Source organism: Nesterenkonia sp. K-15-9-6, from assembly GCF_052656005.1.
In genome coordinates this window covers 26,571-46,602 of record NZ_JBQYEY010000001.1, presented here as the reverse complement: position 1 = coordinate 46,602, position 20,032 = coordinate 26,571, and the positions used below count along the sequence as shown (strand labels likewise).

The 20,032-nt window shown below is 69.7% G+C and carries 17 protein-coding genes; 3 read left to right on the top strand and 14 right to left on the bottom strand.

Going from position 1 to position 20,032, the window contains the following annotated elements; genetic code table 11:
* Window positions 1–254 precede the first annotated feature (254 nt).
* The 7 genes from era to hrcA are packed head-to-tail and all read right to left on the bottom strand — an operon-like array spanning window position 255 to window position 7,394.
* Complete coding sequence (gene era, locus SD455_RS00195) at window positions 255–1,229, bottom strand: GTPase Era (protein WP_070158582.1); 975 nt, start codon at window positions 1,227–1,229, stop codon at window positions 255–257.
* Window positions 1,226–2,776, bottom strand: a complete 1,551-nt coding sequence (locus SD455_RS00190; protein ID WP_445506924.1) for a CBS domain-containing protein — start codon at window positions 2,774–2,776, stop codon at window positions 1,226–1,228. The genes era and SD455_RS00190 overlap by 4 nt, the downstream gene beginning before the upstream one ends.
* On the bottom strand, window positions 2,773–3,297 hold the full coding sequence (gene ybeY, locus SD455_RS00185; RefSeq protein WP_085437052.1) for an rRNA maturation RNase YbeY: 525 nt from the start codon (window positions 3,295–3,297) through the stop codon (window positions 2,773–2,775). Before ybeY ends, SD455_RS00190 begins: the two co-directional genes overlap by 4 nt.
* Window positions 3,297–4,439, bottom strand: a complete 1,143-nt coding sequence (locus tag SD455_RS00180) for a PhoH family protein (protein ID WP_311024185.1) — start codon at window positions 4,437–4,439, stop codon at window positions 3,297–3,299. Before SD455_RS00180 ends, ybeY begins: the two co-directional genes overlap by 1 nt.
* The gene (locus SD455_RS00175) at window positions 4,432–5,244 is read right to left on the bottom strand and encodes a 16S rRNA (uracil(1498)-N(3))-methyltransferase (RefSeq protein ID WP_311024183.1); all 813 of its coding nucleotides are present in this window, start codon (window positions 5,242–5,244) and stop codon (window positions 4,432–4,434) included. Before SD455_RS00175 ends, SD455_RS00180 begins: the two co-directional genes overlap by 8 nt.
* Entirely contained in the window at window positions 5,241–6,365 is a 1,125-nt protein-coding gene (gene dnaJ, locus SD455_RS00170; protein WP_311024181.1) for a molecular chaperone DnaJ, read from the bottom strand. The genes SD455_RS00175 and dnaJ overlap by 4 nt, the downstream gene beginning before the upstream one ends.
* Window positions 6,366–6,368: 3 nt before the next feature.
* Window positions 6,369–7,394, bottom strand: coding sequence for a heat-inducible transcriptional repressor HrcA (gene hrcA / locus SD455_RS00165; protein WP_311024179.1), 1,026 nt, complete (start codon window positions 7,392–7,394; stop codon window positions 6,369–6,371).
* A 164-nt stretch (window positions 7,395–7,558) separates the two neighbouring features.
* On the opposite strand from hrcA, the gene SD455_RS00160 reads away from it, so the two are divergent.
* A complete protein-coding gene (locus SD455_RS00160) occupies window positions 7,559–8,380 on the top strand; it encodes a DUF3097 family protein (RefSeq protein WP_070158587.1) in 822 nt (273 codons plus the stop codon).
* A gap of 134 nt (window positions 8,381–8,514) precedes the next feature.
* The gene (locus SD455_RS00155) at window positions 8,515–8,976 is read left to right on the top strand and encodes a DUF4870 domain-containing protein (protein WP_070158588.1); all 462 of its coding nucleotides are present in this window, start codon (window positions 8,515–8,517) and stop codon (window positions 8,974–8,976) included.
* Here the strand turns inward: SD455_RS00155 and hemW are convergent.
* From hemW to SD455_RS00120, 7 genes are all read right to left on the bottom strand, one after another.
* Window positions 8,966–10,237, bottom strand: a complete 1,272-nt coding sequence (gene hemW, locus SD455_RS00150) for a radical SAM family heme chaperone HemW (RefSeq protein ID WP_085437053.1) — start codon at window positions 10,235–10,237, stop codon at window positions 8,966–8,968. The genes SD455_RS00155 and hemW overlap by 11 nt on opposite strands.
* A gap of 3 nt (window positions 10,238–10,240) precedes the next feature.
* Window positions 10,241–12,097: a translation elongation factor 4 gene (lepA, locus tag SD455_RS00145; protein ID WP_070158589.1), complete on the bottom strand. Its 1,857-nt coding sequence runs from the start codon at window positions 12,095–12,097 to the stop codon at window positions 10,241–10,243.
* Between the two features lie 200 nt (window positions 12,098–12,297).
* Window positions 12,298–12,558, bottom strand: a complete 261-nt coding sequence (gene rpsT / locus SD455_RS00140; RefSeq protein ID WP_070158590.1) for a 30S ribosomal protein S20 — start codon at window positions 12,556–12,558, stop codon at window positions 12,298–12,300.
* A gap of 246 nt (window positions 12,559–12,804) precedes the next feature.
* Window positions 12,805–13,884, bottom strand: coding sequence for a DNA polymerase III subunit delta (holA, locus tag SD455_RS00135; RefSeq protein WP_139827546.1), 1,080 nt, complete (start codon window positions 13,882–13,884; stop codon window positions 12,805–12,807).
* 146 nt (window positions 13,885–14,030) lie between these two features.
* Window positions 14,031–15,029, bottom strand: a complete 999-nt coding sequence (locus SD455_RS00130; protein ID WP_085437054.1) for a MaoC family dehydratase — start codon at window positions 15,027–15,029, stop codon at window positions 14,031–14,033.
* 6 nt (window positions 15,030–15,035) lie between these two features.
* The gene (locus SD455_RS00125; protein WP_085437055.1) at window positions 15,036–16,394 is read right to left on the bottom strand and encodes a 3-oxoacyl-ACP reductase; all 1,359 of its coding nucleotides are present in this window, start codon (window positions 16,392–16,394) and stop codon (window positions 15,036–15,038) included.
* Between the two features lie 7 nt (window positions 16,395–16,401).
* Window positions 16,402–17,724: an acetyl-CoA C-acetyltransferase gene (locus SD455_RS00120; protein ID WP_445506923.1), complete on the bottom strand. Its 1,323-nt coding sequence runs from the start codon at window positions 17,722–17,724 to the stop codon at window positions 16,402–16,404.
* Between the two features lie 117 nt (window positions 17,725–17,841).
* Between SD455_RS00120 and SD455_RS00115 the strand changes: the two genes are divergently transcribed.
* The gene (locus SD455_RS00115) at window positions 17,842–19,938 is read left to right on the top strand and encodes an acyl-CoA dehydrogenase family protein (RefSeq protein WP_445506922.1); all 2,097 of its coding nucleotides are present in this window, start codon (window positions 17,842–17,844) and stop codon (window positions 19,936–19,938) included.
* Window positions 19,939–20,032 lie beyond the last annotated feature (94 nt).

Below are 20,032 nucleotides of genomic sequence, written 5' to 3'. Positions count from 1 at the left end.
GCCGAGGCGCCGGTCAGCAGGACCGGGGTATGAGACTCCGCAACGGGGTTCGGCTCGTCAGGATGCTGCGCCGTGGATGATGTGCTGCACGCGCGACAGCTGGTCCCCGCTGCGGCGGAGAAGCTGTAGTAGTCGCGGTGCGGTCGTGAAGGTCAGCACGTCTCTCACGCTAGCACGTCATCTGCGCGCTGCCCATGACCTGACGCCGGACGTTCCAGAGTATGGACCGGCCGGACGCCTGGTGCCCCGGGCCTTCAGAATCCCAGACGGCCCAGCTTCTTGGCGTCCCGCTGCCAGTCCTTGCTGACCTTGACGTGGAGATCCAGATAGACGGGCGTCCCGAGCAGCTTCTTGATGCCCTCGCGGGCCTGTGTGCCGATCTGTTTCAGCCGCGCGCCCCGGCGGCCGATGATGATCGCCTTCTGCGAGTCACGCTCCACGTGGATGCTGACCCGGACGTCGAGCAGCGGGCGGTCCTCCGGGCGGCCCTCGCGGGGGACCATCTCCTCCACGACGACGGCGATCGAATGCGGCAGCTCGTCGCGGACGTCCTCGAGAGCGGCCTCCCGGACGAGCTCCGCGACCATGACCGCCTCGGGCTCATCCGTGAGGTCCCCCTGCGGGTACAGGGGCGGGGAGAGCGGCATCATGGCCGCCAGCTCATCGGCGACGACGTCGACCTGGTCCCCCGCGACCGCCGAGACGGGGATGATGGCGGAGAAGCCGTCGGCCTGGCGGCCCTCGCCGGCGAGGTGCTCACGGCCCAGCTGGTCCACGGCCATCAGCTGCTCGGCCAGGGCATCCCGCGGCACGGTGTCGGTCTTGGTCACCAGGGCGACCACCGGCTTATGCGGGACCTTGGTCAGCTGCCCGGCGATGAACCGGTCCCCCGGGCCGATCTTCTGGTCCGCCGGCAGGCAGAAGCCGACCACGTCGACCTCGGAGAGCGTGTCGATGACCAGATCGTTGAGCCGCTGGCCCAGCAGCGTCCGGGGCCGGTGCAGACCCGGGGTGTCCACCAGGACCAGCTGGGCATCCTCCCGATGGACGATCCCGCGGATGGTGTGGCGCGTGGTCTGGGGCTTCGAGGAGGTGATCGCCACCTTCGAGCCGACCAACGCGTTGGTCAGCGTCGACTTCCCGGCGTTGGGGCGCCCCACGAAGCTGGCGAATCCCGCGCGGTGGTTCTCATCATGCTCTGCGAAGGTGATCTCTGCGTCGGTGCTCACCGCTGCTCCTGCCGGTCGGTCCTGTGGTCCTGGTCGTGTGGGTCGTGCCGGTCCTGCGCGTCCTGCTCTCCGGCGTCGTGCTGGTCGGCGTCGTGCTGGTCGGCGTCGTGCTGAGCGGCGTCGTGCTGAGCGGCCGATCCTGTGGCGGTGGTCGGTCCGGGGGTGGGTGCCTCCGCGCCGGCCTCCCGACGATCCTGGGCCTCATGGGCGAAGACCTCGGGGGCGTCCTCGGTGCCGAGCCCGGCCCGGGCCCCGCGGCGACCTTCGACCTCCCAGGCGAGCACATGGCTCACCCGGTTGCGTCGACCCTCGAGACGGTCGGCCCGCAGCACGACCCCGTCGATCTCGACCTCGGAGCCCGCGATCGGCACTCGTCCGAGAGTCTTGGCGAGCAGCCCGCCGAGCGTGTCGACCTCGTCCTCGTCGTCGAGGTCGAGGTCGAAGAGGTCGGCGAAGTCGTCCACCGCCATGCGGGCCGCGAGGCGACGGCGTCCGTCCTCGAGCTCCTCCACCTCGGCGGACTCGACGTCGTATTCGTCGACGATCTCCCCCACGATCTCCTCGATCAGGTCCTCCAAGGTCACGAGACCGGCGGTGCCGCCGTACTCATCGACCACGACGGCCACATGCGTGGACTCCCGCTGCAGCTCGGAGAGGAACTCGGAGACCATCTTGGACTCGGGCACGTACCGCACGTCACGCTGGACCTCGTCCACCGTGATCGTGTCCGCGGTCCGGCCGCGGAACTCATCGGAGACCTCGCCGGCGCGCAGCTGGTGCTCCAGGAATGCCACGTCCTTGAGGTACACCATCCCCGTGATGTCGTCGGCGGATCCGCGCACCACCGGCACACGCGAGTATCCGGACCTCAGGAACAACGTCATCACCTCCGGCAGCGTGGCTCCGGTGTCCACGGTGACCATGTCCGTGCGCGGCACCATGACCGCCCGGACCCGAGTCGCGGAGAGGTCGAAGACGGACTGGATGAGCTCTGCCTCGGCGTCCTCGAGGATGTCCGTCTCGGAGGCACGGGCCACGAACTCTCGGAACTCCTCGTCGTCGAAGAACCCCTGGTATGCGTCATCCGTGCCGGGTGCGATGCGGGCGCCGACGCGGGCCAGCACGACCGGGACGGGGCCGAGCGCCAGCCGCAGCCCCCGTACCAGTCGGGCGGTGGCGGCAGAGACCACCAGGTGATGTGCCCGCCCGAGTCGGCGTGGAGAGAGCGTGGCCAGCACGACGCCGCCGGCCAGCAGCACCAGCGCGGCGACGAGGGCTGCCAGGGCGACGTCATCGAGGAGGAACAGCACCGCCACCGTGACCAGCACGACCGCCGCGCTGGCGAAGATCCACCGCCACAGCTGCAGCGCCACGGTGTGCGGCACCGGCTCCAGCAGGATCTTCTGGACGGCTCGCGAGCCCTGCCTCTCTGCGATGTCCTCCGCCTCGCGCCGGGAGAGACGCATGAAGGCGGCCTCGGCGGTGGAGAGCACCGCGGCGACGGCGGCGCACAGCAGACCCGCCAGGGCGAGCAGAACGCTGCTCATGGTCCGTCGACGGTCGGGGTCGGGGCCCGTCGCCCGAGGAACTCTTCCAGGAGCCGTGCCTGGAGCGCGAACATCACCTGACGTTCGTCCTGCTCGACATGGTCGTGTCCGAGCAGGTGCAGGACCCCGTGGACCGTGAGCAGGGCGAGCTCGTCACCGGTCCCGTGTCCGGCCGCCTCCGCCTGCCGCCGCGCCACCTCAGGGCAGATCACGATGTCACCGAGCATGCCCTCGGCCACGGGCTCCTCGGCGGTGCCCGGGCGCAGCTCGTCCATGGGCAGGCTCATCACGTCGGTGGGACCGGGCAGGTCCATCCAGTCGAGGTGCAGCTGCGCCATCCGGGCCTCGTCGACGAGGGTCACGGTCAGCTCGACCTCCCGAGAGAGATGCAGCCGGGCATAGAGCATCCCGGTGAGGCGCCCGAGCATCTCCTGCACGTCCTCCGCCAGCGCGGAGGAGCCGGACTCATCGCTGATCGCCACACCCGCCGGCCGCGTGCAGGCAGATTCCGAGGACGGCATCAGCGCTCGTCCTCGGCCATGGCGGTCCTCTCGCTGCGGGGCCGCCGTCGGTCCTGCGGGCTCCGACGAGCGCCCTGGGGCCCACCGCCTGTCCCCGTGGAACGTCGGCTGTCCTGCCGCTGCTGGAAGGACTCATAGGCGTCGACGATCCGGCCCACGAGCTGATGCCGGACGACGTCCTGGGAGCCCAGGCGGGAGATCGTGATGCCCTCGACGCCGTCGAGGATGTCCAGCACGGTCCGCAGGCCCGAGTCGGTGCCATGCGGCAGGTCCACCTGGGTGATGTCTCCGGTGACCACGATCTTGGAGTTGAAGCCCAACCGGGTCAGGAACATCTTCATCTGTTCGGCGGTGGTGTTCTGGGCCTCGTCGAGGATGATGAAGGAGTCGTTGAGCGTCCGGCCACGCATGTAGGCCAGCGGAGCCACCTCGATGATCCCGGACTCCATGAGCCGCGGGATCGACTCCGGGTCGATCATGTCGTGCAGCGCGTCGTAGAGAGGGCGCAGATAGGGGTCGATCTTCTCGTTGAGGCTGCCCGGCAGGAACCCGAGCCTCTCCCCCGCCTCGACGGCGGGCCGCGTGAGGATGATGCGGTTGATCTCCTTGGCCTGCAGGGCCTGTACGGCCTTGGCCATGGCCAAGTAGGTCTTGCCGGTGCCGGCGGGTCCGATCCCGAAGACCACGGTGGCCTCGTCGATCTGATCCACATAGGTCTGCTGGTTCGCCGTCTTGGGCCGGATGGTCTTGCCCCGGTGGGACAGGATATTGGTGGTGATCATCCGGGCGGAGGCTCCGGCCTGGTTCGCCCGCACCATGGTCGCGACCTGCTCGACGATCTCCTCGCCCACCGTGGTGCCGGAGGCCGCCAGGCTCTTGAGCTGCGAGAGGATCTCCACGATCTGCCGGACGTCCTGCTCGGGGCCCGCGACCGTGATCAGCTGGTCCCGCAGGCCGATGGACGCCGCCGGGCAGATGCCCTGGAGGATGCGGATCGCCAGATCCTGCGGGCCGAGGGCACGGAACATCGTGTCGGAGTCGGCGAAGTGCACCGTGCGTTCGATGCTGCCCACCGGAGAGGCCGCGGCGCCGGCGGCCACACCGGAGGTGGAGTCGGCGGGGGTGAAGGGAGTATCAGTCATCGGTGCTCAGTCTACTGGTGATGTCGTCGGGAGCTTCCTCGCGCTCCCACCTGCCCAGCAGCACCTGTACGCCGGCCAGGGCGGCCGGCCCTGCCGTCGACGAACGCAGCACAGTGCGCCCCAGGCGCGCCACCCGAGCACCTGCGGCGACCAGCCGCTCGATCTCGCCCCGCGAGATCCCTCCCTCCGGGCCCACCAGCAGATGCAGCTCCTCGACGTTGGAAGCATCGACGTCCTGCAGCGCGCCGGCCAGAGTGTGCTCGTCAGACTCATGGAGCACCACGACGGCCCGCCGCGGATCCGCGGCAGCTGCCGCCGCATACTGCGCGGTGGTGTGCAGCTGCTCCACCTCGGGGACGGCGGTGCGGCGCGTCTGCTTGGCCGCGGCCCGGACCGTCGAGACCCACTCCGCGTGCTTCTTCGCCTCCCGACCCGCCTTCCAGCGGGCCACGGAGCGCTCGGCCTGCCACGGCACGATCCGGTCCACGCCGAGCTCCGTGGCGGACTCGATCGCCTGCAGGTCCCGACGGTCCTTCGCCAGCGCCTGGACCAGCACAAGACGGGGACGCTCGTCGGGCTCTTCCTCGACGGCGGAGACCTCCACCGTCAGCACACCGGCCCCCGTCTCGACCACCGATCCGGTGACCCGCAGCCGGCGCGTGTCGGAGAGGTGGACCTCCTCCCCGACCTCGAGGCGCATCACCGTGGCCGCGTGGTGGCCCTCCGCGCCGTCGAGCCGGACGTGGTCGCCGCAGGAGACGCCGTCGAGCCGTCCCGGCGCCAGGTGGAACAGCGGAGCTGTCACAGGCTGTCCCAGGCCTCGCGGAGTTTGGCGAACATCCCCCGGTGCTCCGTGGTGGACTCCCCCAGCTCCTCGTCACGCTCGGCGGCCAGCTCACGGAGCAGCTCGCGCTGGCGATCAGTCAGCTTGGTGGGGGTCTCGACCTTCAGATGCACCTTCAGCGCACCGCGGCCGCCGCCGCGCAGGTGCGCGACACCGCGGTCCCGCAGCGTCAGCACCTCGCCCGACTGCGTGCCCGGCTTGACCTCGATCTCCTCGGTCCCGTCGAAGGTCTCCAGACTGACCGTGGTGCCGAGGGCGGCGGCCGTCATGGGGATGGACACGGTGGCGTGCAGGTCGTTCCCGCGTCGGGTGAAGACGTCGTGGGGCCGGACGTCCACCTCGATGAACAGGTCGCCGTGCGGCCCGCCGGCCAGTCCGGCCTCCCCTTCCCCGGCGAGGTGGATGCGGTTGCCCTTGTCCACGCCGGCGGGGATCTTGACCTTCAGCGTGCGGCGTTCGCGCACCCTGCCCTGTCCGTCGCACTCCTGACACGGGTCCTCGATGATGCTGCCGAAGCCGGAGCACCGGGCGCAGGCTTCGGTCTGCAGGACGGTGCCCAGGATGGAGCGCATGGGCCGCTGGACCTGGCCCTGACCGTGGCAGTCGGGGCAGGTCGTCGGGCTGGTCCCCTCCCGCGTGCACGAGCCATGGCAGACAGAGCACGTGACCGCCGTCTCGATCTCCACCTCCTTGGTGGTGCCGAACACGGCGTCCTTGAGATCGATGCGCACGCGGATGAGGGAGTCTTGGCCGCGCCGGGTGCGGGAGGCCGGACCCGAGGCTCCGGCGCCGAAGAACGTCTCGAAGATGTCGCTGAAGCCGCCGAAGCCCTGGCCCCCTCCCCCGAATCCGCCGCCGAAGGGCGACCGGCCGTTCTCGTCACCGGTGGCGTCATAGTTGCGGCGCTTCTCCGGGTCGGAGAGCACCTCATAGGCGCGTCCGATGAGCTTGAACTGATCGGCGGCGTCCTCCGAGGGGTTCACATCCGGATGCAGCCTGCGCGCCTTCTTCCGGTACGCCTTCTTGATCTCATCGGTCGACGCCTCTCGGCTCACGCCGAGCGCCTCGTAGTAGTCAGTCACTTCTCACCCTTCAGAGAGAATCCGGGACAGGTACCGTGCCATGGCTCGCACCGCCGACATGGTGGAGCCGTAGTCCATGCGTGTGGGCCCGACGACACCGAGCTTCGCGGCGTCGCCGCCGTCGCCGACCGCGTACTCCGCAGCGACCACCGAGGTCTCGGACAGCGAGTCATGGCTCGTCTCATGACCGATCCGCACGGAGAGGCCACGGCGGTCCTGCTCCATCTCGGTGAGCAGGCGCAGCAGGACCACCTGCTCCTCGAGGGCCTCCAGGACGGGACCGAGCGAGGGGCCCAGGTCGCGGTCAGACCTGGCGAGGTTAGCAGTGCCGGCCATGATGATGCGATCCACCCGTCCGGACTCCAGCACCGCCTCCACCGTGTGGGCGACGATCGCGAGGCTGGAGCGCAGCGACGGCTCGACCGAGCCGAGCAGGCGGTCCACCGGCAGCGGCAGCGCCGAGGCGGACCGGTTGTGGAGCTCCCCGGCGAGCCGCTGACCGAGCACCTGCAGCGAATCGTCGTCCACAGGCTCCGGCAGTGTGGCCATCCGCTGCTCCACCTTCCCGGAGGAGAGGATCACGACCACCAGCACCTTGAGCGGCCCCATGGACAGGACCTCGATGTGCCGGATGCGCGCCGTGGACTGCTGGGGGTGCTGCAGGACGGCGACCTGGTTGGTGAGCATGGCCAGCAGACGCACGGTCTGCTCCAGCATGGCGTCATGGTCGTCTGCGGCCTCCACCAGGGTGTCCATCGCGCGACGCTCGGCCCGCGACAGCGGACGGACCTCGGTGATGCGGTCCACGAAGAGCCGATACCCCTGGTCGGTGGGGATCCGGCCCGCGGAGGTATGTGGGGCCGCGATGAGGCCCTCGGCCTCCAGGAAGGCCATGTCATTGCGGATGGTGGCCGGAGAGACCTCGAGGTTGTGGCGATCCACCAGCGCCTTGGACCCGACAGGCTCCTGGGTCTGGACGTAGTCCTCCACGATCGCACGCAGCACCTGCAGGCGACGGGTGTCAGACATCGCTGGTCTCCTCTCCCGGCGGCGATTGGCACTCTCCTGCGACAAGTGCCAATTCTAGCGCGTGTCGTCGGGATCCGCCGAAGTCGGCGCCGCCGCTGCTAGGCTCCCGGGCTGTGACATCTCCTCACTTCCCCACCGACTGGTCCGCCTGGGGCCCCGCGGACATGGCCGAACGGCGTCGCGCCCAGTACCGTGAGGTTCCGCCGCTCCCCGCCGACCACGGCACCGTGGTGGAGGAGACCGAGTCGGGGTGGGTCGGTGCCGTGGTGGGTGTGGAGGCGGCCGGCGGCATCCGCGTGGTCCGCCTGGAGGACCGCCACGGCCGCAGCCGGGCCTTCCCACTGGGGCACGGGTTCCTGCACGACGGCGCCCCGGTGGAGCTGGTCCCGCCGAAGCCTCGCACCGCCCCGCAGGGCCCCCGCCGCACCGCATCGGGCTCGCTGGCTGTGGAGGGCGCCCGGGCACGAGTCGCCCGGGCCTCCCGGATCTGGGTGGAGGGCACCCATGACGCCGAACTGGTCGAGAAGGTCTGGGGCGAGGACCTGCGGCTCGAGGGAGTCGTCGTCGAACCTCTGCACGGCGCAGACGACCTCGTCGGGGCCCTGCGGGAGTTCGGACCGAGCCGGGACCGTCGAGTGGGTGTGCTGCTGGACCACCTCGTCCCGGGCTCCAAGGAGAGCCGCATTGCGGCCGAGGCCATGTCCATGCCGGGGGCGGCCGGCAACGTGACAGTACTGGGCCACCCCTATGTGGACGTCTGGCAGGCGGTGAAGCCCCAGCTCGTGGGACTTCAGGCCTGGCCCGACATCCCTCGGCACATCGACATCAAAGTGGGCACCCTCCAGGCACTCGGCTGGCCGCATTCCGGGCAGCGGGACATCGCCGCCGGCTGGAAGCGGATCCTGGGGACGGTCTCCAGCTACACCGACCTGGAACCGGCCCTGCTGGGACGGGTCGAGGAGCTCATCGACTTCGTCACCGGCTGACGCCTGCGCCCGGCGGCTCCGCGGGGGTGTCGCCGGCAGCCCACGTCCAGGAGGGGGCGGTAGAATCTGCCTCATCCGTGCAGGCCCCCCGGGTCCGCACGACCGCCATCCCACGAGCATCAGAGAGGGGCGCCGTGCCACAGTCCGAGCCGCCACATCCGCAGCAGCCGAACTCGGGCGACCGTCACCGGCCTGCGGACCGACGCCGCCAGCACGCCGGGGACTCCGAGCGCGTCGAGGGCTCCGCCGACGCGGCGCTGCCACTGACCCCTTCGGAGGACCGTCGCTGGGCGACGCTGTCCCACTTCGGCGGGCTCATGGGCTGCGTGCCGTCGCTGATCATCTACCTCGTGTTCCGGGACCGAGGTCCGTTCACCGCACAGGAGTCCAAGGAGGCCCTGAACTTCACCCTGCCGCTGACCGTGGTGATGCTCGTCTGCTACGTGCTGGCGCTGATCCCCGCCATCGGGTGGATCTTCGGACTGGCCGCCGTCTTCCTGTGGGTCGTGATGACGATCTCAGGTCTCGTGGCGGGCATCGAGTGCAACAAGGGTCGCCCCTACCGGTACCGGATGAACCTGCGCCTCATCCACTGAGGCGACGGGTCACCGCATCGGCCAGCAGGCGGCCCTGCAGCGTGAGCACCACCCGTCCGCGCGGGCTCCGTTCGTCCGGGTTCAACGGTCCCTCCTGCGCCAGCCCCTCGTGGACCAGGGCCCGCAGGACTCCGTCGTCGAGGCGTCGAGCCCCAGGCAGCGCCTCATGCTCGGCCACGTCGAGGCCCTCGGCGATCCGCAGGCGCAGCATCAGGTGCTCCAGCGCCTGTGCGTCGTCGTCGAGAAGCTCCCTGCCGTGGCCCGGGGTGATGCCCTGGTGGAGCCGCTGGGCGTAGGCGGCGGGGTGCTTGACGTTCCACCAGCGCAGTCCGCCCAGGTGGGAGTGGGCGCCCGGCCCCGCACCCCACCAGTCGGAGTCCCGCCAGTAGTTCAGGTTGTGCTGCGACCGGGTCGACTCATCCCGCGAGAAGTTCGAGACCTCGTACCACTGGTGTCCGGCCGCGCTCAGCAGCTCGTCGGTGAGCAGGTACTTGTCCGCATGGTCATCCGGATCCACATCGGGCAGCTCGCCGCGGCGGACCTTCGCCGCCATCGCGGTACCCTCCTCCACGATCAGCGAGTACGCCGAGACATGGTCCGGATCCATCGCGACCGCAGTCTCCAGGCTGGTGCGCCAGTCCTCCAAGGTCTCTCCCGGCGTGCCATAGATCAGGTCCAGGCTGACCTGAAGGCCCTGGCTCCGGACGGCGTCGACCGCACGGGTGACATTGGCAGGATCATGGGTGCGGTCCAGTGTGCGCAGCACCTTCGGCACCGCCGACTGCATGCCCAGACTCACCCGGGTGAATCCGGCCTCGGCCAATGTGGCGGCGGTAGCTTCGTCCACGGTGTCGGGGTTCGCCTCCGTGGTGACCTCCGCCCCCGGGGCCACCCCGAACAGGGACCGGGCGCGCTCCAGGATGCGGGCCAGGGACTCGGCCGGGAGCAGCGTGGGGGTGCCGCCGCCGAAGAAGATCGTGCGCAAGGGGCGCTCGGGCGCCCCGGAGCGTGCCAGCAGATCCGCGGCGAACTCCAACTCCCGGATCAGCGTCTCCGGGTAGGACTCCCGGGACGCACCCGGACCGAGGTCCTCAGCCGTGTAGGTGTTGAAGTCGCAATAGCCGCAGCGCACCGAGCAGAAGGGGATGTGCACGTACAGCCCCAGCGGCGCTGAGGCGCGCCCGCCCAGCCCGGCGAGCACCCGCGCGGGCAGCGCGCCGTCGGCCGGGACCGGATCGCCCACCGGAAGCGTGGCAGGCACTGCCTACTTCTTGCCCTTCTCGCCGCCACCCTCGTCGGAGGACAGAGCAGCGATGAAGGCCTCCTGAGGCACCTCCACGGTGCCCACCATCTTCATGCGCTTCTTGCCCTCCTTCTGCTTCTCCAGCAGCTTGCGCTTGCGGCTGATGTCTCCGCCGTAGCACTTCGAGAGCACGTCCTTGCGGATGGCGCGGATGTTCTCACGCGCGATGATGCGCGAGCCGATGGCCGCCTGGATCGGAACCTCGAACTGCTGGCGCGGGATGAGCTCCTTCAGACGGGAGGCCATCCTCACTCCGTAGGCATAGGCATGGTCGCGGTGGGTGATCGCGGAGAAGGCGTCCACCTTGTCCCCCTGCAGCAGGATGTCGACCTTCACCAGGTCGGCCGCCTGATCACCCTCGCCCTGCCAGTTCAGCGAGGCGTAGCCCTTGGTGCGGGACTTCAGCTGATCGAAGAAGTCGAAGACGATCTCCGCCAGGGGAAGCCTGTACCGCAGCTCCACACGTTCCTCGGAGAGGTAGTCCATGCCCTCCATGGTGCCGCGACGAGCCTGGCAGAGCTCCATGACAGCTCCGACGAACTCACTGGGGACGATCACCGTCGCGGCGACCACCGGCTCACGGATCTCCGAGACCTTGCCGTCGGGGAACTCGCTGGGGTTGGTCACCACGTGGACCTCGCCGTCCTCCGCCGTGACGTCATAGATGACGTTCGGCGCGGTGGAGATCAGGTCGAGGTTGTACTCGCTCTCCAGACGCTGGCGGGTGATCTCCAGATGCAGCAGGCCGAGGAACCCGACGCGGAACCCGAACCCGAGAGCCGCCGAGGTCTCCGGCTCGAAGCTGAGGGCGGCGTCGTTGAGCTGCAGCTTCTCCAGCGCCTCGCGCAGCACCGGGAAGTCCGAGCCGTCGATGGGGAACAGCCCCGAGAACACCATCGGGCGGGGCTCGTCATAGCCACCGATGATCGCGTCGGCAGGCTTCGCCTGCGAGGTGACGGTGTCACCGACCTTGGACTGACGCACGTCCTTGACGCCGGTGATCAGATAGCCGACCTCTCCGACGCCGAGCCCCTTGGTCGGCTCCGGCTCCGGGGAAGAGACGCCGATCTCGAGCAGCTCATGGGTGGCTCCGGTGGACATCATCTTGATGCGCTCGCGATGCCCAAGACTGCCGTCGACGACGCGGACGAAGGTCACCACGCCGCGGTAGGTGTCGTAGACCGAGTCGAAGATCATCGCGCGTGCCGGTGCCTGCGCGTCGCCCTCCGGGGCGGGGATCTCCTCGACGATGCGGTCCAGGAGCTCCTCCACGCCTTCACCGGTCTTGCCCGAGACGCGCAGCACATCGGCGGGGTCGCCGCCGATCAGGTGGGCGATCTCCTCGGCGTACTTCTCGGGCTGGGCCGCCGGCAGGTCGATCTTGTTCAGCACCGGGATGATCGTCAGGTCATGCTCCATGGCCAGGTACAGGTTCGCCAGCGTCTGGGCCTCGATGCCCTGGGCGGCGTCCACCAGCAGCAGCGCCCCTTCGCAGGCGGCCAGCGAGCGGGAGACCTCATAGGAGAAGTCCACGTGGCCGGGCGTGTCGATCATGTGGAAGGCGTAGGTCTCGCCGTCGTGCTCCCAGGGCATGCGCACCGCCTGGGACTTGATGGTGATGCCCCGTTCACGCTCGATGTCCATGCGGTCCAGGTACTGGGCCTTCATCTCGCGGGGCTGGACGACTCCCGTCAGCTGCAACATGCGGTCCGCGAGTGTGGACTTGCCGTGGTCGATGTGCGCGATGATGCAGAAGTTCCGGATCACGCCAGGATCGGTCGCGGCGGGCACCAGAGGAGTGCGGGCCTTCGGAGACACGTGCGAGTGGTCCTTCCCTCGGGGACGGGATGTCGGGCTGACGCTCCATTCTTCCATGAAACGGGCGCAGCACCGTGCGGAGGACGGACTCGGCGCCCGGAAGACGCGACCCGGACGCCGCGGGCCCCGCCGCACCATGTGCGACGGGGCCCGCGGCACCCGACTCCGCGGCTGCGGAGACGAGCGTGATCCGGGATGGATCAGAGCGCGTTGACCTTGGCGGCCAGACCGGACTTGCGGTTGGCGGCCTGGTTCTTGTGGATGACGCCCTTGGAGACGGCCTTGTCCAGCTTGCGCGCGGCCTCGCGGTGCGCCGCCAGCGCGGCGTCCTTGTCCTCGGCCGCGACGGCCTTGCGGACCTTCTTCACCGCGGTCTTCAGCTCGGACTTGACGGCCTGGTTGCGCAGGCGAGCCTTCTCGTTGGTGAGGATGCGCTTCTTCTGAGACTTGATGTTTGCCACGTGTTGTCTTTCTGTCTGGGTTCACTGTGTGGTGAGGGCTGCATCCCTGCTTGGGCGGCAGAAGACAGACTGAGTGGCGTGGGGTTGCCATGGCGAATGCGCGACGTCATCAGGCAGAGGGGCCTGACGCCGCGCAGAGAGCTCTCTGCCGCAGGGAGTGCCGACCGCGAGGGCCGTAGACACTGCCTATAGATCGTAGCAGAGAACACGGGGCTCGTCTCACCTGGGGCGGTGCCGACGCTGGACTCACCGCCCGACGGACCCGGCGATGATCCCGATGGCGCGCTCCACGGCGTACTCGGGCGTCCGGGAAGCTCCCTTGGCCTCCGCGTCGGCGCGTGCCACCGCTTCCACGGCGGCCGCCGCCCGGTGGGACTGCCAGCGTCGGGCCGTCTCGGCGGCCTGACGCAGCTGCCAGGGAGGCACGCCGAGGTCCGAGGCCAACCGGTCGGCGCTGCCCCGATGGTCCACCAGGGCGGCGATCTGGCGCCCCTTGCGGGCCAGCGCGGCAGTCACGGCGATCGGCGAGACTCCGGTGGCCATCGCGTGGCGGTACAGCCGGGTGGCGGCGTCACGCCGCCCGTCGAATGCCGCGTCGGCGACCTTGAAGGCCGTCGCCTCCACCCGGCCGCCGTGGTACCGGTCAACGTCCTCCTCCGTGATCGCTCCCGGCACGTCCCGGATCAGCTGCTGGCAGGCTCCGCCGAGGTCCGACAGGGAGGATCCGGCGGCTGCCACGAGTGCTCGGGCGGCGTCGGGCTGGATCTCCCGACCCGCGGCACGGAACTCGCGCCGGAGGAAGTCCATCTTGTCCGTGTCGGACTTCGCCGCCGCGCAGTCGACGACGACGGCTCGCCCGGACATCGCATCCAGGAGCTTCTTGCCCCGGTTGCCGCCCGAATGACGCATCACCACGGTGACTTCGGCGTCAGGGGCCTCCCCGAGATAGGAGAGGGCGTCCTCCAGGAAGGCGTCGTTCATCTGCGCGAGATCCTCCGCCAGGATCAGGCGCGCCTCGCCGAAGAGCGACGGTGAGGCCACGGTGGCCAGCTCGCCGCGGGCTGCCGCACTGACGTCGAGCCGGGTGTACTCCAGGTCAGGGTGAGCACTGCGCAGCGTGGCTTTGATACGGTCCATCGCGCGGGACGCCAGATAGTCCTCAGGTCCACGCAGCAGCATCAGCGGCGCAGGTTCGACGAGACGGAAGTCCTCACCGGCGCGTGGTGACGCACCCTTGCGCCCGGCGGAGCCTCCGCCCTGGGTGCGCTGCCCCGCCCCCCGTCGCCCTGCTCCTCGCTGTCCTGCCCCGCGCTGTGCCGCTGCCATGTCTCCATCCTAGGCGGTGTCCAGGACTCGGACGAGGTGACCGCGCTCGCGACGCGGCGGCCGCCCCACGCAGGGTCGACAGCGGCCGGGCCCCGTCGATGTCTCGACGGGGCCCGGCCGGTGTCTGCGTACCTGCGGGTTGCGGATCAGGCAGGACTGGCGAGCTCTCCGGTGAAGTGTCGGCGCCCCTTGCGCGGATCCCATCCGGTGAAGGTCTCCACAACCTGACCTGCGGAGGCATCGACGCCTCGGCGCTCGGCGTGGAAGGCGACGGTGCAGGGCAGGCGCATCGGTGCCTCGAAGGTGATGCGCCACCGGTGCCCCGCGTCGTCGGGCTCACGCCCCTCCAGCATCCGGCCGGCGGCGTACATGCCATGCACGATCGCCCGGGGCATGCCAAGCATGCGGGCGCTGACGGAGCTGATGTGGATCGGGTTCCAGTCTCCGGAGACGGCGGCATAGCGGCGGCCCATGTCGGCGCCCAGACGCCACTGTCCGGTCTTGGCGGGCGGAATGAACTCCTCACGCTCCGACGACTCCGGCTGCCTCTCAGGCTCACCGTCGCCCGGGCGACCGGCCAGGTGCGCGCCCCGGCTCAGATAGGTCGACACCCCCCGCCACAGCACCTCCGACTCCGCGGGGCGCCCGACGTCCGCGGCGTCCGCGAGCACCTCCACGACGGCGTCGAACTGTGTGCCGCGCCGGTGCGGGCGCAGACCTTCGGTCCAGGCCTTGATCTGCACCGGCTCGTCCACCGTCACCCGGCGACGATGCTCCACCGCATTGCTCAGGTGGACCATGCCCATCAGCGGCAGCGGAAACGCCTCCTCGGCGAGCAGACCCATCTGGACCGGGAAGGCCAGGATGTGGGCCAGCACCGAGGGCAGGCCCCGACGGTGCACGCCGTCGAAGGGCTCCCCGCCGAAGAGCAGGCGGTACTGCTCCAGCTGCTGGGCCGAGGCACCGGGATGCCGCGCGACCACGGCGTGCCCCGGCAGCTCGTCCGCGGCTCCCGAGGATCGTGGGGCCACGGCCGAACGGGCGGACTCCCAGCCGGCGTGGACGTAGATGTCCTTCAGCGCGGGCAGCTCGATCCGACGGACGTCGACAGGACCTGTGCTCTGCTCCTCGATCCGATCAGTCATACCGGCTCAGGCCCCCACCAGGTTCTGACCACAGACACGCAGCGTCAGTCCGCTGGTGCCGCCGGCCGCAGGGGACGCCAGGTACGCGATGGTCTCCGCGACGTCGTCGGGACGGCCTCCCTGGTTGAGGGAGTTCAGGCGTCGGGCCACCTCACGCGTGGCGAACGGGATCTTCGCCGTCATCTCCGTCTCGATGAACCCGGGCGCCACGGCGTTGATGGTCCCGTGACGAGCCTCCAGCTGAGCCGAGCTCGCCGCCACCATGCCCATCACCCCAGCCTTCGAGGCCGCGTAGTTGGTCTGCCCCCGGTTGCCCGCGATGCCCGAGGTCGAAGCCAGGGAGACGATGCGCGGCCCGGACGTGCCCTCCGGCCGGTTGAACAGGTCATCGGCCAGCAGCGCGCGGTTCATCCGCAGCTGGGCCTCGATGTTGACCGCGATGACCGAGTCCCACCGCGCCGGGTCCATGTTGGCCAGCAGCTTGTCGCGGGTGATGCCGGCATTGTGCACCACGATGTCCAGCCGGCCATAGTGCTGCCGCGCGTGGGCCAGGATGCGTTCCCCGGCGTCGTCGGCCGTGATGTCCAGTTGCAGGGCCGTGCCGGAGACACGGTTCGCCGTGGCGGCGAGCTGCTCGCCCGCCGCGGGGACGTCCACGACGATGAGCTGGGCACCGTCGCGATGCAGCACCTCCGCGATGGAGGCGCCGATCCCTCGGGCCGCGCCCGTGACCACCGCGACCTGACCCTCCAGGGGGCGATCCCAGTCCCCAGGGAGCACACCGTTGACGGAGTCCACGGTGAGGAACTGCCCAGAGACGAAGGCCGACCGCCCGGAGAGCAGGAAGCGCAGCCCTCCTGCCACGGAGGGTGCGCCGGCGTCGAGGTCCTCAGCGAGGACCAGTCCGTTGGCCGTCGCGCCGGCCCGCATCTCATGGGCCAACGACCGGGTGAGGCCCTCCACGCCCTTGCGTGCGGCCCGCAGCGCCGGGTCCGAGGCGGCATCAGGGCTGCGGAAGACCGTGACGACCCGCCCGGACGGTGCGACCTGCTTCAGCATCCGACCGAGGCCGAGTGCGGTCTCGCTCAGGTCCGCCGGAGTGGAGATCGCGTCGAAGCAGGCGATCACGGCCGAGACCCGCTCGCGGGGCTCCACATGCCGGCGGACGTCCAGGTCCCACGTCAGCAGCAGTGAGGCGATCTCATCCGAGACCGTCCCTGTGCCCACGACGACGACGGGCCCCGGCACCACGGGCGCGCCGGGTCGATGCCGTCGCAGCCTGGCCGGCTGCGGCAGGCCCAGGGCGGAGGTCAGCCGGCGCCCCAGCGGCGTATTGGCGAACTCGGTGTAGGTATCGCGTGCCATGGACTGCTCACCGCCCTTCCAGAATCGCGGTGATGCCCTGCCCGCCTGCGGCGCAGACCGAGATGAAGCCGAGCTTGCCCGGCTTGCCGTGCAGCATCTTGGCCAGGGTGGCCACGATCCGTCCGCCCGTGGCGGCGAAGGGGTGGCCCGCGGCCAGGGATGAGCCGTGGATGTTGAGCCGGCTGCGGTCGATGCGCCCCAGAGGCGCATCGAGGCCGAGCTTCCCGCGGCAGAACTCCTCGTCCTCCCAGGCGGCGATCTGCGCCAGCACGGTCGAGGCGAAGGCCTCATGGATCTCGAAGTACTCGAAGTCCTCGAAGGTGAGGCCGTTGCGCTCCAGCATCCGGGCGGCGGCATAGGCGGGAGCCATCAGCAGCCCCTCGGCACCGTCCACGAAGTCCACGGCGGCCTGCTCATAGTCGACGAAGGTCGCCAGCTGCGGCAGGTCGTGGGCCTCGGCGTAGTCCGCCGAACCGAGCAGCACGGCGGAGGCGCCGTCGGTCAGTGCGGTGGAGTTGGCCGCCGTCATGGTGGCCTCCTCCCCCAGATCGCGTCCGAAGGCGGGGGCGAGCTTCCCGAGCTTCTCCAGCGTGGAGTCAGCACGGAGGTTGGTGTCCCGCTGCACACCCTTGAAGGGGGTGACCAGGTCGTCGAAGAAGCCGTCGTCATAGGCGGCGGCCAGGTTCTGATGGGAGGCCAGGGCGAGCTCATCCTGCTCCTGACGCCCGATGCCCCAGGCGTGGGCGGTCACCGCCATGTGCTCCCCCATGGACATCCCGGTCCGGGGCTCGTTGACGCCGGGAGCCTGCGGGGCCAGGTGCCCGGGACGGATCTTCGCCAGCGCCTTGAGCCGCTGTCCCGGCGTCTTGGCCCGGTTGGCCTCCATGAGAATCCGGCGCAGGGCGTCGGTCACCACGATCGGGGCGTCCGAGATGGAGTCCACCCCGGCCCCGATGCCGGACTCGATGCGGCCCAGCCGAATCTTGTCCGCCAGCGAGCCGATGGCCTCCATGCCGGTGGCACAGGCCATCTGGACGTCGGTGGCCGGCGTGGCCGGATCCAGCGGAGTGCCCAGCACGGACTCCCGCACCAGGTTGAAGTTCTTCGAATGCTTCATCACCGCGCCGCCGGCGACCGACCCGATCCGCTGTCCCTGCAGCCCGAACCTCGCCACGAGGCCGTTGAGGGCCGAGGTCAGCATGTCCTGGTTCGATGCGGTGGCATAGGCGCCGTGAGCGCGGGCGAAGGGGATGCGGTTGCCGCCGATGACGACGACGTCGCGCGTCTGGACGGTGCGTGTCTGGGCGCTCGTCCGGTCAATGGTGGTCACGAGGGGTTCTCCTCCAGTCGGTGGACCAGGACTTGTCTTTATTACTGCTCAGTATCTTAGACTATCTGTGTTGATCATCACTGTCACACTCCCCACGCGGGCGTAAGGAGTCGGACCATGAGTCAGACCACGAGTCACACCACCACTGACACTACTGAACACGAGGTGTCCTCACCATCCCTGGACACCGGTCTCCTCGAGGAGGTTCTGCTCGGACGGTGGGCGGACACCCGCCGAGTCTCTCGCGCCCTCGCCGCCGAGGACCGGTTCCATAAGATCGAGGGCCTGACCAAGGAGCAGCACCGCGAGCGCGTGCTCGGTCAGCTCCACGAGCTCGTCGCCGCCGATGCGGTCCACCGCGCCTTCCCGAAGGAGTTCGGGGGCCAGGACGCGCCGGGCGGGAACATCGCCGCCTTCGAGGAGCTCGTCACCGCCGACCCCTCGCTCCAGATCAAGGCGGGCGTCCAGTGGGGACTGTTCGGCTCCGCCGTGCTGCATCTCGGCACCGAGGAGCATCACCGACGCTTCCTGCCGGGCATCATGGACCTCAGCGTGCCGGGCGCCTTCGCGATGACGGAGATCGGCCACGGCTCGGACGTGGCCTCCATCGGCACCACGGCGACCTACGACCCGGCCGCCGATGAGTTCGTGCTCCACACGCCGTTCACGGCAGCCACCAAGCGGTTCCTCGGCAACGCCGCCGTGGACGGCAAGGACGCGGTCGTCTTCGCCCAGCTCATCACAGGGGGCGTGAACCACGGGGTGCACTGCTTCTACTGCCACCTGCGGGACGACCACGGCCAGCCGCTGCCGGGCATCACCATCTGGGACGACGGCCAGAAGGGCGGCCTCAATGGGATCGACAACGGTCGGATCGCCTTCGACTCGATCCGGATCCCGCGCACCTACCTGCTCAACCGTTATGGGGACGTCGCCGCCGACGGCACCTACACCTCCTCCATCGAGAGCCCCGGCCGCCGGTTCTTCACCATGATCGGCACCCTGGTCCAGGGGCGCGTCTCGCTGTCCGGCGCCTCAGTGGCGGCCTCCAAGCTGGCCCTGATCGGCGCCGTCACCTACGGCAACCAACGGCGCCAGTTCAACGCCTCCTCCCCCGTGGAGGAGGAGGTCATCATGGACTACCAGCTGCACCAGCGCCGGCTGATCCCTCGCCTGGCCACCACCGTCGCACTGACCTTCGCCCAGGAGAAGCTCCTGGCGAAGTTCGAGGACGTGTTCTCCGGCGCCGACGACTCCGACGAGAACCGCCAGGAGCTCGAGACGCTGGCCGCGGCCATCAAGCCGATCGCCACCTGGCACGCCCTGGACACGCTGCAGGAGGCCCGTGAGGCGTGCGGTGGAGCAGGGTTCATCGCGGAGAACCGTTTCGCGACGCTCCGCGCGGACCTCGACATCTACGTCACGTTCGAGGGTGACAACAACGTGCTGCTGCAGCTGGTGGCCAAGCGGCTGCTCAGCGACTTCGCCGCCGAGTTCAAGGACGCCGACGTCGGGGCGCTGTCCCGGTACGTGGCCTCGCAGGCCCAGTCGACGGTGCTGCACCGCTTCGGCCTGCGGCGGGCGATCCAGTCCGTGCAGGACACCGGCGACGAGCGTCGCAGCGCGAACTGGTTCAAGCAGACCGAGGTGCAGCGGGATCTGCTCACCGACCGGGTCCGGCAGATGGTCACCGATGTGGCCGGGGAGCTGCGGAGCGTGGCCCGCAAGCCCGCCGCCGAGCAGGCCGCCACCTTCAACGAGCACCAGCACGAGATCATCCAGGCGGCGACGGCCCACGCCGAGCTCCTCATCTGGGAGTCCTTCACCGAGGCGCTGGACGGAGTGGAGCACGCGGGGACCCGTCAGGTGCTGACCTGGCTGCGCGACGTCTACACGCTGACCAGGATCGAGGAGAACCTGGACTGGTATCTGCTCAACGGCCGGATCTCCTCCCAGAGGGCCCGCACGCTGAGCCCCTACATCAACCGGCTGCTGGCCCGCCTGCGCCCGCTGGCGCAGGACATCGTGGACTCGTTCGGCTACACCGCCGATCATGTGCGCATGGAGGTCGCATCCGGTGCCGAGCAGCTGCGTCAGGAGGAAGCGATGGAGCACTACCGCGTGCTCCGCGCCTCTTCGGACGCACCCGTGGACGAGAAGATCCTGCTCAAGCGGCGCCAGCAGGAGCGTCGGGGGCGACGCACGGAACGCTGAGGCTCGGAGACGGGGCGGGCAGGGCCGCACAGAGCCGGACTGGGCTGCACAGAGCCGGACTGGGCTGCACAGGGCCGGACCGGGGTCGCGACCC